General features: G+C 70.2%; 10 protein-coding genes. 3 read left to right on the top strand and 7 right to left on the bottom strand.

The window, feature by feature from the left end; genetic code table 11:
- The first annotated feature begins 70 nt into the window (after positions 1 to 70).
- On the top strand, positions 71 to 634 hold the full coding sequence (locus tag ABIC47_RS02475) for a TetR/AcrR family transcriptional regulator C-terminal domain-containing protein (protein ID WP_354478686.1): 564 nt from the start codon (positions 71 to 73) through the stop codon (positions 632 to 634).
- Here ABIC47_RS02475 and ABIC47_RS02470 read toward each other — a convergent pair.
- Both ABIC47_RS02470 and ABIC47_RS02465 read right to left on the bottom strand, forming a co-directional pair.
- Positions 615 to 995: a DUF3566 domain-containing protein gene (locus ABIC47_RS02470; RefSeq protein WP_018192033.1), complete on the bottom strand. Its 381-nt coding sequence runs from the start codon at positions 993 to 995 to the stop codon at positions 615 to 617. The genes ABIC47_RS02475 and ABIC47_RS02470 overlap by 20 nt on opposite strands.
- A 276-nt stretch (positions 996 to 1,271) precedes the next feature.
- Positions 1,272 to 1,901, bottom strand: coding sequence for a ScbR family autoregulator-binding transcription factor (locus ABIC47_RS02465; protein WP_354476841.1), 630 nt, complete (start codon positions 1,899 to 1,901; stop codon positions 1,272 to 1,274).
- Between the two features lie 130 nt (positions 1,902 to 2,031).
- On the opposite strand from ABIC47_RS02465, the gene poxB reads away from it, so the two are divergent.
- Positions 2,032 to 3,765, top strand: a complete 1,734-nt coding sequence (gene poxB / locus ABIC47_RS02460; RefSeq protein WP_026307278.1) for a ubiquinone-dependent pyruvate dehydrogenase — start codon at positions 2,032 to 2,034, stop codon at positions 3,763 to 3,765.
- Positions 3,766 to 3,791: 26 nt separating this feature from the next.
- Here poxB and ABIC47_RS02455 read toward each other — a convergent pair whose 3' ends face one another.
- The 4 genes from ABIC47_RS02455 to ABIC47_RS02440 all read right to left on the bottom strand — a co-directional run bounded on the left by ABIC47_RS02455 (position 3,792) and on the right by ABIC47_RS02440 (position 13,063).
- On the bottom strand, positions 3,792 to 9,893 hold the full coding sequence (locus tag ABIC47_RS02455; RefSeq protein WP_354476839.1) for a CLIPPER-2 domain-containing protein: 6,102 nt from the start codon (positions 9,891 to 9,893) through the stop codon (positions 3,792 to 3,794).
- Positions 9,894 to 10,088: 195 nt separating this feature from the next.
- Positions 10,089 to 11,855 carry an LCP family protein gene (locus ABIC47_RS02450; protein WP_354476837.1) on the bottom strand — a complete coding sequence of 589 codons (1,767 nt, stop codon included), beginning with the start codon at positions 11,853 to 11,855 and terminating at the stop codon, positions 10,089 to 10,091.
- Between the two features lie 130 nt (positions 11,856 to 11,985).
- Entirely contained in the window at positions 11,986 to 12,492 is a 507-nt protein-coding gene (locus ABIC47_RS02445; protein WP_354476835.1) for a MarR family winged helix-turn-helix transcriptional regulator, read from the bottom strand.
- A gap of 25 nt (positions 12,493 to 12,517) precedes the next feature.
- The gene (locus tag ABIC47_RS02440; protein WP_354476833.1) at positions 12,518 to 13,063 is read right to left on the bottom strand and encodes a hypothetical protein; all 546 of its coding nucleotides are present in this window, start codon (positions 13,061 to 13,063) and stop codon (positions 12,518 to 12,520) included.
- A gap of 80 nt (positions 13,064 to 13,143) precedes the next feature.
- Here ABIC47_RS02440 and ABIC47_RS02435 point away from each other — a divergent pair, with 80 nt between their 5' ends.
- On the top strand, positions 13,144 to 13,737 hold the full coding sequence (locus ABIC47_RS02435; protein WP_020076900.1) for an NADPH-dependent FMN reductase: 594 nt from the start codon (positions 13,144 to 13,146) through the stop codon (positions 13,735 to 13,737).
- Positions 13,738 to 13,792: 55 nt separating this feature from the next.
- On the opposite strand, the gene ABIC47_RS02430 is transcribed toward ABIC47_RS02435, so the two are convergent.
- Positions 13,793 to 14,569, bottom strand: a complete 777-nt coding sequence (locus tag ABIC47_RS02430) for a DNA-formamidopyrimidine glycosylase family protein (protein WP_354476831.1) — start codon at positions 14,567 to 14,569, stop codon at positions 13,793 to 13,795.
- Positions 14,570 to 14,601 lie beyond the last annotated feature (32 nt).

Raw genomic sequence — 14,601 nt, 5'->3', positions numbered from 1 at the left:
GAACGGTGTTCACTATAGTGAGAACGTGGCAGGGAACGAAACCGGACGACGACACTCGCGCGACGATGTGGTGGAGGCGGCGCTGCGCATCCTCGACGACCTCGGGCTGCCGGACCTGACCATGCGACGGCTGGCGGCATCCCTCGACGTGCAGCCCAGCGCGCTGTACTGGCACTTCCCGAACAAGCAGACGCTGCTGGCCGAACTCGCCGACCGCATCGTCGCGACGCGGCCCTCCGTCGACGCGGCCGCGGAGGATGCCGACTGGGCCGATTCGGTGCGCGCAGAGGCGGCCGCCCTGCGCGATGCGCTCCTCGCGTACCGCGACGGCGCCGAGGTCGTCTCCAGCACCCTCGCGCTCGGTCTGGGCTCGCCCGAGACCGTCGACCGTTTGGGCCGTGCGGTCGCCCGCGGCGGCTTCGATGCCGAGACCTCCCGGCGTGCCGCGACCGCGCTGCTGCACTTCGTGCTCGGCCACGTCTCGCACGAGCAGCAGCGCCTGCAGTACGACTCGCTCGGCGTTCTGGCCGCCGGCGACAGCTCGCCGCTCGACGAGGACGACCCCGCGGCGGCCTTCGCCTTCGGCGTCGACCTGCTGGTCGGCGGCCTGGAGCTCAGTCGCTCCCGAAGGTGACCTTCCAGCCGCCCACGACGTGGACGGCGAGGTTGAACAGGGCGGCGAAGATCGCTCCGAGGGCGGACACCACGATCACCTCGAGCAGTGCGACGACGAGCGTGAACGTCATCACGTTGGGGAAGGTCAGTCCGGCGACGAGGTTGGCGCCCTGCGCCCCCGCGATGTCCTCGAGGAAGTTGCTGGCAGCGGCGACCAGACCGAATCGTTCGAGCGCGCTCCAGATGAGCAGGCCGATGACGACCGTGATGGCCGCGACGATGATGCTGACCAGGAAGGACATCTTCAGTGCCGACCAGAAGTCGATGTAGACGAGCCGCATCGTCGCGCGCTTCTTCTGTTTGCTGCCCCGAGACGGCATGCGGCCCCTCCCCATGATGCTTCCGCCGTCTCCGGCGTTCCCCGTCGGCCAAGTCTAGGGGACGCACTCTCGCGGCCCGCGCTGGGCGTCGTCCGAGAGTCCATACCGATCGTCCGGTTCTGCCGTAGAATAAGCATGTATTCCGGCGCGGCCGTAGCGGATTGGGGGCGCTGCGGCCGGGTCGGTACGGCTTCAGCGCGGAGTTGACGCAACACGCCGTCGACCGCCGCGGCCGGACGGCGTGTTGCGTCAACCCGATGGGCCAGCGAACCGGGGCTAGCGGATGAGGTCCGGCAGGCGGCGGAGCCGGTCGAGTTCGTCGGGTGGCACGATGCCCGGCAGCAGCACCGTCCACAGGTCGCGGACCCGCTCAAGCAGGTCCTTCCGTCGCGCGACCGTCTCCGACACCAGTTGGACGCCCGTGTACGCCGGGACGACAACGCTCGCCAGCATCCCCGGGTCGAGGTCCGGGCGCAGGTCGCCCTCGTCGACCGCCTGGCGGAACAGCGCTTCCGTCGTGCGCAGCCAGTCCTCGTACGGCTCGGTCACCGGCGGATCGAACATCGACACGTCGGTCGTGAGCCGGATGCCGGCCTGCACGACGGGATCGGTCAGCAGCTGGTGCGCGAGCACCGCGCTCAGCCGGACCATCGTCTCCAGCCCCGGAAGTCCCTGCTCGACGACCTCGGCCGCGGCGGCCATCGTGCGTCGGTGCTGCTCGGTGATGACCGCGCGGGCCAGCTCGTCCTTCGACGGGAAGTGGAAGTACAGCGCGCCCTTGGTGACGCCCGACTCTTCGGCGATGTCGGCGATGGAGGCGAGGCCGTATCCTCGGCGGCCGAACACCGCGGCGGCTCCGGAGACGATCGTCCCGCGCGTCACCTGCGCCCGCTCCTGCTTCACCATGATGGGCTCACGTTAACGCACAGTTGCTTTGAGGAGGATGCGGCGATTCACGTGCGCGGCGTAGCGTTGGCTGTGCCGGGCCGCCCGCCGCGGGCCGGAAGCACCGCATCCGATTCGAGGGGAGACCGCCGTGCCCACTGTCGCCGATACCGCCGTCGAGATTCTGAGGGATGCGGGGGTGACGCGCGTCTACGGCATCCCCGGGGACTCGCTCAACGGCTTCACCGACGCCATCCGCCGGAACGACGGTGTGACGTGGGAGCACGTGCGGCACGAGGAGGCGGCGGCGTTCGCGGCCTCCGCCGAGGCAGCGCTGACCGGCGAGCTGGCCGTCTGCGCCGGAAGCTGCGGTCCGGGCAACACTCACCTCATCAACGGCCTGTACGACGCCAACCGCAGCCGTGTACCCGTGCTCGCGATCGCCGCGCAGATCCCGGGCGCCGAGATCGGCAGCGGGTACTTCCAGGAGACGCACCCGCAGGAGCTGTTCCGCGAGGCGAGCGTCTACACCGAGCTCGTCAGCCAGGCGGACCAGATGCCGCGCATCCTCGAGATCGCCATGCGCACCGCCGTTGAGCGCCGCGGCGTCGCGGTGATCGTCGTGCCCGGCGAGATCTTCCTCGCCGACAGCGCGGGCCGCCGCAAGTCCGCGCCGATCACCTTCTCGCCGCGCGTGACCCGCCCCACCGATCCCGAGCTGCAGGCTGCCGCCGACATCCTCAACGACGCCAAGCGGGTCACCATCCTCGCCGGCGCAGGGGCGGAGGGCGGCCACGACCAGCTGCTCGCCATCGCCCAGAAGCTGCAGGCGCCGATCGTCCACGCCATGCGGGGCAAGGAGTTCGTCGAGTACGACAACCCGTACGACGTCGGCATGACCGGCCTCCTCGGGTTCTCCTCCGGCTACCGCGCGATGGAGTCGTGCGACGCGCTCCTGATGCTCGGCACCGACTTCCCGTACCAGCAGTTCTTCCCGTCGAAGGCGAAGATCGTGCAGGTCGACATCCGCGGCGAGAACCTCGGCAGGCGCGTCCCGCTCGACCTGGGCCTCGTCGGAAGCGTGAAGGACACGGTGGATGCGCTGCTCCCGCTGCTGAAGGACCGCAAGGACCGCAAGCACCTCGACTCCTCGCTCAGCCATTACGCCAAGACGCGCAAGAGCCTCGACGACCTGGCGGTCAACGACCGCAACCGCACGCCCATCCACCCGCAGTACGTCGCACGGCTGATCAGCGAGCTCGCCGCGGACGACGCCGTGTTCCTGCCCGATGTCGGCTCGCCGGTGGTCTGGGCCGCGCGCTACCTGCGGATGAACGGGCGCCGGAGGCTGATCGGCTCGTTCACCCACGGCAGCATGGCGAACGCGCTGCCGCAGGCGATCGGCGCCCAGACGGCGTTCCCGGGGCGGCAGGTGGTCGCGCTCGCCGGGGACGGCGGCCTCGCGATGCTGCTCGGCGAACTGCTCACGCTGCGCCAGAACAAGCTGCCGGTGAAGATCGTGGTCTTCAACAACTCCTCGCTCAACTTCGTCGAAGTCGAGATGAAGGCCGCCGGGTTCGTCAACTTCGGCACCAGCCTCGAGAACCCCGACTTCGCCCAGATCGCCCAGGCCGCGGGTCTGCACGGTCAGCGCGTGGAGAAGCCGGATGAGCTGGAGAGCGCCCTGCGGACGGCGTTCGCCCACGACGGCCCCGCCCTGGTGGATGTGGTGACAGCCCGGCAGGAGCTCAGCATCCCGCCGGCGATCACGGCGAAGCAGGTCGGCGGCTTCACGCTGTACGCGCTGCGGACGATCATGAACGGCCGAGGCGACGAGCTGATCGACCTGGCGGACACGAACGTGTTCCGCCGCCTGTTCGACTGACGCGCGTCGCAGCGGCCGCGACGCCCTCAGCCGCTGACCACCGGCAGGTTCTGGATCGCACGCACGGGCAGGGTGAGACCTGCCTCGGGCGAACCGATGCGCGTGCCGTCGGGGGCGGTCCCGACCGCGGTGGCCCGGTCGGAGATCGTCGCGGCGAGCAGGAGATCGGAGGCCGTGGTCGTGTAGGTGGCGGAGCACGTCATCCGCTCGCCGGGCGCCAGGATGCTCGCCGGGCAGTCGACGGCGGACAGGTTCGCCTGGTCGGACGGCGCAGCGACGGTGTCGGAGACCGTGACGTCGGCGAGCGTGACGTTGCCGGTGTTCGTCACCAGGAACGCGAAGCGGACCTGCTGACCCACCATCGTCACGGCCGCGGTGTCCGAGGTCTTGACCACGCTGAGCCCTGGATCGTCGGCCACCGCGATGGTGACGGTCGACGCGGCGGAACGGATCGGGTCCGGCGTCGAACCGCCCGGCGGGGTCGGCGGGGTGCCGGAGGCGGTGGCGGTGTCGGTGACGGAGCCGTTGTCCACGTCGGCCTGGGTGGTGGTGTACGTCGCGGTGCACGTGAGCTGCCCTCCGACGGGCAGGGGATCGGCGGGGCAGTCGATCGGCGACAGGCCGCCCGCTGACGACGGCGCGGCCACCTGGTCGTCCACGGTGATCCCGGTCAGCGGGACATTGCCGGTGTTGGTGACAAGGAACGTGTACGGGATCTGTTGTCCCGCTCGGACCACGCTCGTCGTCGTGGAGGACTTCTCGACGCGGATCCCCGGGAGGTCGTCCGCCGTGATGGTCACGCTGGACGGCGGTGAGGCGATCGCCGGAGGGTTCGGAGCGTCGGGTCTCGGCGCGGGGACGGCGGTGGCCACGGCCGTGTCGGTGAGCGACCCGTTGTCGACGTCCGCCTGACTGACCTCGTACGTGGCGGTGCAGGTCATGTCCTGCTGCGGCGCGAGTGTGGTCGCCGGGCAGTCCACCGGCGAGAGGGCGGCTTGGACGGCCGGGGCCACCTGGACATCGGTCACGACGATGTCCGTGAGCACGGTGTTTCCGGTGTTCGTCACCAGGAAGTCGTAGGGGATGCGCAGGCCCGCCGTGAACGGGACAGTGCTCGGCTGCGCCATGGACTTCAGCACGGTGATCGAGCTCGTGTGGGTGACGGGGAGCGTTACGGTGACCGGCGGCGAGGCGACCCGCGGCGGGTTGGGCTCATCCGGAGTGGCGGGTGGCGTGCCCGTGGCGGTCGCGGTGTCCGTGACGGAGCCGTTGTCGAGGTCGGCCTGCGTGGTGGTGTAGGTGGCCGTGCAGGTCATGCTGGCCCCGCCGGCGAGGGCGCTCGCGGGGCAGTCAACCGCCGAGAGGCCGGCCGGATCCGATGGCGCGGCGACCACATCCTCGACGGTGATGCCGGTGAGCGGGCTGTTGCCGGTGTTCGTGACCAGGAAGCTGTAGGGGATCTGCTGGCCGACCTGCACCACGTCGGTGGTGGTCGACGATTTGACCACCTCGATGCCGGAGACGATCCCGAAGTAGTGCGACGGATCGTCGTCATCGATCCGCACTGCCGCCGGGTCGAGACCCGTGACGGTGCCCGTGTTGGCGTACTGCCCGGCGGTGGCCGTCCCGGTCGCGACGCAGGTGAAGGACGCGCCGGGTGCGAGCGGCCCCGCGATGACGTTGCCTCCTGTGGCGTCGCAGTCGATGTCGGCGGCCGCGACCTGGTCGTCCGTGACCGTGACGTCGGTCAGGTCGACAGCGCCCGAGTTCGTGACGACGTACGTCCACTGCACGGCGCCGCCGACCGGGACGAGCGGTCCGGGAGCGTCGTCGGCGTCCTCCGTGTTGGTGGCCTTCTCGATGTGGATGCCGGGTGCCGGCAGCACGGCGAGGTCGACGGTGAACGCGGTGAACGAGTCGGGGATGAGCTCGCCGGCGAGTCCGGCGACGTCGTCACCGGAGGGGCCGTTGCCGCCGACGAGGGCGCCGGCCGCGTACTGGTTCGCCAGCGTGACCGGAGTGCTCGTCAGCCCTGTCGCGGCGGGGTCGGGGGAGGCGGTGTTGTTGTTGTCGGCATCCTCGTTCGGCGTCAGCGCCGGGCTGGATGCGGTGGTGCGGACCACCGTCCCGGCCAGCGGGCCGCCCGCCCCGAACATCGCGGCGGGAAGGTGCACGACGTACCGGCCGGCCGGAAGCGACGTCACCGACCAGCGCCCGTTCGTATCCGTCGTCGCGGTGCCGACGACATCCCCGTTCTCGGTCAGCACCTGCACGGCGACGCCGGGGATGCCGTGCTCCCCGCCGTCGAACTTCCCGTCCCCGTTGCTGTCGAGCCAGACCAGGTCGCCCAGGGAGAAGCCCGGCATCAGCACGTAGGGCTCGTTCGACAGCAGCGGCTGGTTCGCGAAGGTGGCCGAGAAGATCATGGCCCGGTTCACGTACACGTTGTCGAGGTCGTTGCTCGTCGACACCGCGGGGATGGATGCGCGCACCCGGGTCTGCACACCGAGGAACCCGCTGGAGACGAACCGGACGGCGGTCACCGCGCCGAAGTCGGCGACCTCGCCCGCTGTCTGCCAGAGCCCTCCTGGTGCCGCGGGGTTCGCATTCGACGGGTCGCGCGGATCGTGGATCAGCGTGGCGGGAGGTGCGCTCGAGTAGTACCACGTGCCCGGCACGGCCCCGGTGGCGCCGCGGAGGTAGGTCGGCGCCGCGAGCGGCCCCGACAGCCGCGCGGTTCCGGTGTAGTCGGAAGCGTACTGCGATCGCGCCGAACCGGACGCGGGGTCGCCGTCGCCGTTCCACGGCAGCACGTCGATCACGTCCGGCGGCTGGAAGGCGATCTGCGTGGAGGTGTTCCCCCACTCCAACGACCAGGTGTACGTCTCGCCGCTCGCCACGAACGGCTTGTCGACGCTCTTCGTGATGCCGAGCTGGCCCGATCCGACGATCTGGATCGTCGCCTGCGCCGTCGGCGCGTTCTCCGCGTTGTCCGCCAGCGCCTGCACGGTGTTGACGTGCGTGTCTCCGGGCTGCGCGAGGCTGTCGACCGTCGTGCAGATCCGCAGACGTCCGCGGGTCGCTCCGGGGGTGGGGCTGAAGACGGTCTGGCTCGGAGCGGTCACGATCGGGATGTCTCCGGCGACGAAGGTGACGCGTCGCGTCTGCTGGTCGTAGCTCACGGTCACTCCGGGCGGCAGCAGGTTCTGCGTGCAGACGGAGTCGAAGTGCAGATCGGCGGGGATCGTATCCACGAGCCGCAGGTTCTGCAGCGTCGCCCCGACCGTGGTGCGGCTGATCGATGCCGTCAGATCCCAGATGGCGGTGTCGCCTGGGAAGTACTGGGTGGGGACGATCGCCTTGGCGACGCCGAGCAGCATCCCCGAGAACGGGATCTGGCGCGACACGGTGCCCCACCCGTTGCCGGTGGCGCCGGTCGGCCAACCACCGACATTGGTCACGCGCACGCCGGACGGGATCGCCTCCGAGGCGTTGGGGCCGCCGTTGTAGAAGGTCCGGGTCTCGAGCTCGAAGATCAGGTGCGCGGCGAACGGCCCTGTCTCGACCCGGGTCGGGTCGACCGGCCGGATGCGCACCATGTTGACGGCGTCCTGCCAGTTCGCGCCGAAGGCCGCCGCCGGGTCGGTCGTCCACGGACCGGGCGCGTTGCGACAGTCCGTCGCCGCGCCCGTGATCGACGACGCGTCGATGGGGTAGAGGCCGCCGGTAGGCGGGCCGTTCTGGGTGTTCACCTGATTGGGCCCGACCGCGTACTCGATGACGTAGTTCGCCGGGTTCACGTTGGTGCCGGACGGGAAGGTCCCCATCCGTGGCGTGCCCGCGACGAGCTTCAGCACCGAGACATCGAACACGTCGCACAGCTTGAGGTCGGGCACGGACACCCGGTTGTTGTTCGCCGAGAGGCTGACGAACGATTGCACGACGTCGCCGCCGAAGGTCGGACCGTTGTAGGTGGCGCCGTTGCGGATGTACTGCTTGTTGCCGGTGAGGGAGCCGCACTCCCCGGCGGAGGGGCGCACGCTGCGTACGTCGAGGTTGTTGCCGGTCGCGGTCGTGCCGTTCCATCCCGGCTCGAAGCCCGTGCCGTTGTTGAGGTCCCCGCCCGCCGTCCACGGGTCGGAGTCGATCGCCTCGTTGCGCAGATCGAGGGTGACGTTCGACTGGCAGGGGTCGGCCGGCAGCGTGCTCATCGGGATGAAGAAGCGGACGACGATGTTCATGCGGCGATCGTTGAACCCGCGCTGGTTCGGCGTCGGTCTGATCGTCCACCCGGCCGCCGGCTGGGCACCCATGTCGCACGTGACGGTCGCCGCGTTGGGGTCGGGCTGCAGAGCATCGCAGCTCGTCAGAAGTGCGCCGGGATGGCTGACCAGCCTGTCCTTGAACGTGACGGGCAGGTCCAGCCACGGTCCGACATTGTCGGGACCGGCCAGATCGACGATGTTGAGGAGGTAGTCGACCCGGTAGCCGTTGACCGGGACGCCGTTGACCGTCTGCGTGGTGAAGAACGGTCCTCCGAAGAAGCTCTTCTGCAGGTCCCACGTGGGTGCGGCCGCGTTTCTGACGATCGTCACGAGGTTGTTGCCAGTGCCGTTCGAGCCGGGTTCGTGATCCGGGCCGTAGTTCGGCGCGCCGCCGTTGATCACCCAGCGGTCGGTGTCCTGAGCGCGGTTCTGGAAGTCGAACGTGCCGGTCGGGTTGGGCTGACCCGGCTGCCAGGAGGGGTCGATGGCTCTGTTCATGTCGTCGAGCGGGACGAAGATCGTCATGATCATGTGGCCCTTGCCGGTGTCGCTCCCGCGGCCGCTGTTGGGCCGGATGCTCAGCTGCCAGCCGTCGGTTCCCTGGACCTCCTCCAGCGGGCAGGTCAGCGTCCACGGCGACGACAGCGAGTTGTCCGCGGGTTCGGCCGAGCGGCACTGGGTGATCCGCGCATTCGGGAACTCGGGCATCACGTCGGTGAAGGTGGCCGGCCAGACCAGATCGCTGGCGCCGGCTCCGTGGAGGGTGTCGACGACGTTGAACTTGTAGCGGACGAGGTACCCCGAGACGGCGACGCCGTTGTACGTGCGGATGGTGAAGTCCGGCCCCGCATTGCCGACGCCGGACGGCGGGTACGGGATCTTCTCCAGGTCCCACTGCGCCGTCCCGGTGACCTCGACCTGCGGGCCGTCGACGGTGGCCGACGTCCCGGCATCGCCCGCGGGCGCGAATGCCGACATCGTGATCCCAGCGTGCGACGGGATGGGCGTGTTCGACGCGAAGCGGTAGGCGAGCTGCAGCGCGGCGACATTCGACGACAGGCTTCCGATGTTGCAGATGACGGTGATTGACCCGTCGGCATTGACGGTGCGTGACGACGGCGGATTGGCGCCGTTCGCCGCGCCCAGGCATCCTGCCGGGAGCCCGTTCGTGCCCGGCCCGACGAGTTCGAGCTTCGCGCCGTCGGGCGAGGAGACGGTGAACTGGGCGACCACGTTCGGCACCGAGGCGCCGGTCGGGAGTCCGGTCAGGGCGACGGAGTAGTTCTGCGACACGGTGTCCATGACGCGCACGATGCAGTTGCCCGGGCCCGAGTCCTTCCCCGGGGCGTCGGTCGCGTCGAACGGCGGGGTTCCCGTGACGGCGAATCCTTCGCATCCCTCCGCGACCGGCAGCCGCGCGACGCTGAGGTCGGCGATCGGCTGCATCCCCGCGTCGATCCCCACCGCCTGCGTCGTCCCGGCGATGGTCAGCGGCGCCGTCACGCCGCGCTCCGGCTGGCCGACCGGAGGCGGCCCGGTGGTGACGAAGTCGTTCTCGCCGGAGGCGGTCGCGGGGAAATGGAACGCGGCGCTCGCGTCCGCGCGGACGACGAAGGTGCCGTCCGCCACGTCCGGGAACCGGTACACCCCGGCCGCGCTGGTCGTGGTCGTCGCGACGACCACACCGCCCGGAGAGGTCAACAGCTGGATGGGGATCCCGGCTTTCACGGGCTCGGTGCTCTGGTGCACGCCATCCCGGTTGACGTCCGCCCAGACGACGCCGGAGACGAGGCTTCCGGGCGCCGCCGTCGCGGTGGACCCGCCCGTGACGGGGATGGCGATCCCCGCGATCAGCGCCACCACGGTGGCCCAGACGGTCGTCGCGCGAGGCTTCCGCCGCGCCCCTCCTGGATTCGATTCGCTGTTCGAGGAAGCGAACGGAAGCGTGAACATGGTGCATCCCCCCGGACGAGCGCTGGTCAGGCTGGGCTCGTGGGGGTCACCGTAACTCCGGCCAGGACCGGTCCGAAAGAAGGCTGCGCCGGGAGGCGTCCGCGATCAGTTGATGCAGACGGTGTCGCTGTAGTTCGTGGCGGGGCCGGTCGGAGCGGGAGTCGGGGCCGGGACAGGAGCGGTGCCACCACCCGCAGCGGGAGCCGTCGGCATGATGCCGTCGTCGCCGAGGACGACCGTGACGGTGCTCACGGACGAGGTCTCCTGCACGCTCGCGCCCGGCAGGTAGGCGGCGACGGCCTTGGCCTGCGCCTCCTGTCCGGAGGGGTACTGGATCACCGTCGTCGCGCGGGTGTCGGCGTCGCCTGGAGTGCCCGTCTTGAAGCCGGCGCCCGCGAGGGTCTGGCTGGCGGTCGTCGCAGCGCCGTTCTGACTGCCGCCGTTGAGCACGGTCACCGAGGTGTCCGCCGGCTTCGCCGCCGTCGCCTTCTCGTAGGCGCTCGGGGTGCCCATCAGGCTCTGGATGAACGCCGGCATCGCGGCCGTGTCGACCTCGACGATCGAGATGTCGTCGCCGTCGACCGTGATCGTCGGGGTCCCGGAGATCGGGATCGTCGCCGACTGGATCTTCCCGCCGGTCAGCCCCTGCAGCTGGGCCGCGAGCTGCAGGAAGTTCAGGCCGGGATCGGTCTCCAGGGAGCCGCTCACCGCATCCAGCACCTTGGTCAGCTTGCCCGGGTTCAGCAGCGTGCCGGCCGACAGGAACTTGTGCGCCTCCACCGAGAGGAAGTACTGCTGCCGCACGACGCGGTCGAGGTCGCCGCGGGGGAGTCCGTGGCGCTGACGCACGAAGGACAGCGCCTGCTTCGCGTCCAAGGTTGAGACGCCCGCCGGGAAGTTGGCGCCGGAGTACGGGTCGTCGACCGCGTTGTTCAGGCACACCTGCACCGGGCCCAGCGCCTGCGCGATCGTGTAGAAGCCGAGCAGCGAGACGCGCACGTAGTGGTCGATGCTGAGGCCGGTGAGGTTCTGCACGGTCTGGATGAGCAGCTTCGCACCGCTCGCCGCATCGGTCGCGCCGCCGCCCAGGGAGAAGGCCGCGTTGAGCTTGTTCATACCGTGGCCGGGCACCTCGACCCAGGAGTCGCGCGGGAGCGAGATCAACGTCGCCGACTTCCCGTTCGCGGGGATGTGCAGGATCATCATCGTGTCCGTGTTGGTCCCGCCGCCGTCGTCTGTGGTGCTCAACTGGTCGAGCTCCGCCTGCGAGGCTCCGTCGGGCCGATGATCGTCGCCGACCAGCAGGATGTTCTGGTCCTGGCCGTCGACATCGTTCGCGGGCTTGGAGATCACATCCACATGCTTGACGCCGCCGACGAACCGGAAGTAGCTGTAGGCGGCGTACCCGCCCACCACGACGAGGATCACCGCGAGGGCCGCGGCGGTCCAGCCGATGATGCGCTTCGTGCGGCGGCGCTTGCGCGGAGCCTTGTCCCGGCGGCCGCCCGGGGGCGGAGTGGGGGTGCCGCCGTCGTCGCCGCCGGGTCCGTCGCCGTTGTCGCCGCCTCCGTTGCGGCCGCCGCCTCCGTTGCCGCCGTTGCCGCGGCCGTTGCCACCGCGGCGCCCGGCGCCGTCGCCGCCGAGGCCCGGGGCGTCGCCGCCCATCCCGAACGGGTCGAACGGGGCCCCACTCGCTGTGCCACCGCTCGCAGCGCCGCCGCTCCCGGTGGGCACGCCGGAGGCCGGACGCGTCGCGCGCACGGGGCGGCGCGGGTCGGCGGACGGCGCGCGTCCGAACACCTGGGTGGGCGGCAGCTGCTGGTCGCTGCCGTCCGCACCGGGATCTGAGGCGGGGAAGTTCGGGCGTCGCACACCGAAACGCTAGGGGGCGGCGCCTTGGAACCGCCTGGTTTCGCGCGGTGTTCCCGAGGAATCACCAGCTTTTCCGCCTCAGCCTCCCAGCCCAGACCCGGATGGGGCGGCGGGTCGCCTGCGAGAACGCTCAGTCGTCGCAGTCGGCGGGCGGCTCGCACTCCTCGTCGTCGATCGCCGCGTTCATCGTGCGTGCGATGCCGAGCAGGGAGTCCTGCTGCTCGGGCGTCAGGGCGTCGAACAGGATGCGGCGAATGGTCGCCGAGTGCTTCGGCAGCGCGCGCACCACCACGCGCCGGCCCTCGCCGGTGAGGTGGATCCACATCGCGCGGCGGTCCTCCTCGCACTCCTGGCGCTCGACGAACCCGCGGGCGACCATGCGGGTCACCTGGTGCGAGACGCGGCTCTTCTCCCAGCCCGTCGCATCCACCAGATCCCGGACCCGCAGCCGCCGCCCGGGCGAGCGGACGAGAGCCATCAGCACCTCGAGCTCGGAGATCGAGATGCCGTCGTCCTGCTGCAGCTGCGCATCCAGCGTCCGGTCGAAGCCGCGCCGCATCAGGTGGAAGGCGCGGAACAGCTCCAGCTCGTCGTCCGACAGCTTCCTCGGGTCGGGACGGGTGCGCACGGTGGCCATACGCCATCCTGACACGCGCCGCGGGTCAGTGGGCGAGCGCCTCCAGGAAGACGACGAGCACGCCGAGCGCGACCACGACGACCAGCACCGCGAGCTGCCGCCAGCCGGAGAGTCCGGTGCGCGAGACGGCGATCCGGGTGATGACGGCGAGCGAGGCGATGAGCGCGACGATCGCGATGGTGAGGCCGGTACGGTCCTCGATGACGTCGAACACCGCCAGCCCCACGGCGATGAGCGGTACCACCAGCACGCCGAGCGCGCGCGACGACACCGCCAGCATGTGCCGGAACTCAGCGACCGACGGGAGGGTGTTGTGCACGATCATGTGCGACACGAGGTCGGAGACGAGGCCGGCGAGCAGCACTCCGACGACGGAGATGACCAGCGTCCAGAGCACGGTGGGCGAGTCGAGCGCCTCTCCGTGCGAGTTCATCGCCATGAGGATCGCGAGGGCCGTGAAGGTGACGTAGATCCGCTCGCGCAGGCGGTCGCCCGCCTGGCGTCGTTCGTTCTCGGACGCATCCTCGGGCAGATGGATGTCGTCGTTGCGGTGTTCGCGCTGGTCGGACATGCGGCGAGCCTAGCCGGGAATGAATCGCGAACGCGGCTGGTTCGCGTTGGATGACACGTCATCAAAAACGAAAGGCTGACATGACGAAGATCGCCATCATCATCGGAAGCACGCGTCCAGGGCGCAACGGCGAGGCCGTCGCCCGCTGGGTCTACGAGAACGCCGCGAAGCGCTCCGGCGTCGAGTACGAGCTCGTCGACCTGAAGGACTGGGACCTCCCGCACCTCGACGAGGCCATGCCCGCCGCCATGGGGCAGTACGCCGGTGAGCACACCAAGGCGTGGGCGGCGAAGATCGCCGAGTTCGACGGCTTCGTGTTCGTCACCCCCGAGTACAACCACAGCACCTCCGGCGCCCTCAAGAACGCGATCGACTACGTCGGGGCCGAGTGGTACAACAAGGCCGCCGGGTTCGTCAGCTACGGCGTCTTCGGTGGCGCTCGCGCCGTCGAGCACCTGCGTCTGGTGCTGTCGCAGCTCCAGGTCGCCACGGTCAGCGCGCACGTGGGCCTCAGCCTCGCTCACGACTTCGAGAACTGGCAGCTGAAGCCGACCGACCAGCAGACCGCCGCTCTCACCCCGCTGTTCGACCAGCTCGAGGCCTGGTCCGCCGCGCTCGAGACCGTGCGCACGGGTGCCGCAGCCGAGCAGGATGAGGACGAGGCCGCCGCCTGACGCTCCTCTCCGTTCCTTCTCCGGCTTCTGCCCGGTCCGGCTTCTGCCCGGTCTGCTACGTCTGGCAGACCGGGCAGAAGTATGTGACCCGCTCTTCGAGGTCCGTCCGGCCCAGCGACGACGACTGGATGCGCGTGCCGCAGCGACGGCAGGGCTGGCCGCGGCGGCCGTAGACCCACGTGTTGCGTCCGCGGCGGGTGTCGCCGGTGGTGACCCGGAGCGGCCGGTCGCGGTTCGCCGTGATGAGCCGGAGACCGAGGTCGACGGCCGCGGGGATGTCGGCATCCCGAACCGGTCGGGTGGGAAGCATCCCGCGCAGGAAGCACAGTTCGTTGGCGTACACGTTGCCGAGGCCGGCGAGGTTGCGCTGGTCGAGGAGCGCGACCGCCACCGGCACGTCCGGATTCTCCGTGATCCGACGGACGGCCTCGTCGGCGTCCCAGTCGGAGCCGAGGAGGTCCGGGCCGAGATGCCCGACCACGTCGTCCTCCCGGTCGCGGGGGAGGACCTCCAGCACGCCGAGCTGGAACCCCACGGCCTGCGCGTCGGCCGTGCGGAGCACTGCCCGCGCCTGGTAGCCGGGATGCCGCCAGCGGCCGTCGGGCGGGTACACCTCCCATGACCCCTCCATCTTGAGGTGGCTGTGGATGATGTGGTCACCCACGTGCATCAGCAGGTGCTTGCCGCGGCTGACGACCTCGTCCATGCGCTCGCCGGAGAGGTCGACGGTCGCGTAGGCGGGGACGCGGAAGTCGGTCTCCGTGAGGATCTGACCCGCGAGGGCACGGTGGAGGCGCTGAGCCGCCTGGTAGACGGTGTCGCCCTCAGGCATGCGCGGCTTCCCGGCCGGTGTCGACCCTGTCG

Origin of the sequence: Leifsonia sp. 563, assembly GCF_040545055.1 — a bacterium.
GTDB lineage: Bacteria > Actinomycetota > Actinomycetes > Actinomycetales > Microbacteriaceae > Leifsonia.
The sequence above is the reverse complement of the archived record's forward strand: the minus strand, read 5'-3'. Positions and strand labels throughout refer to the sequence as shown.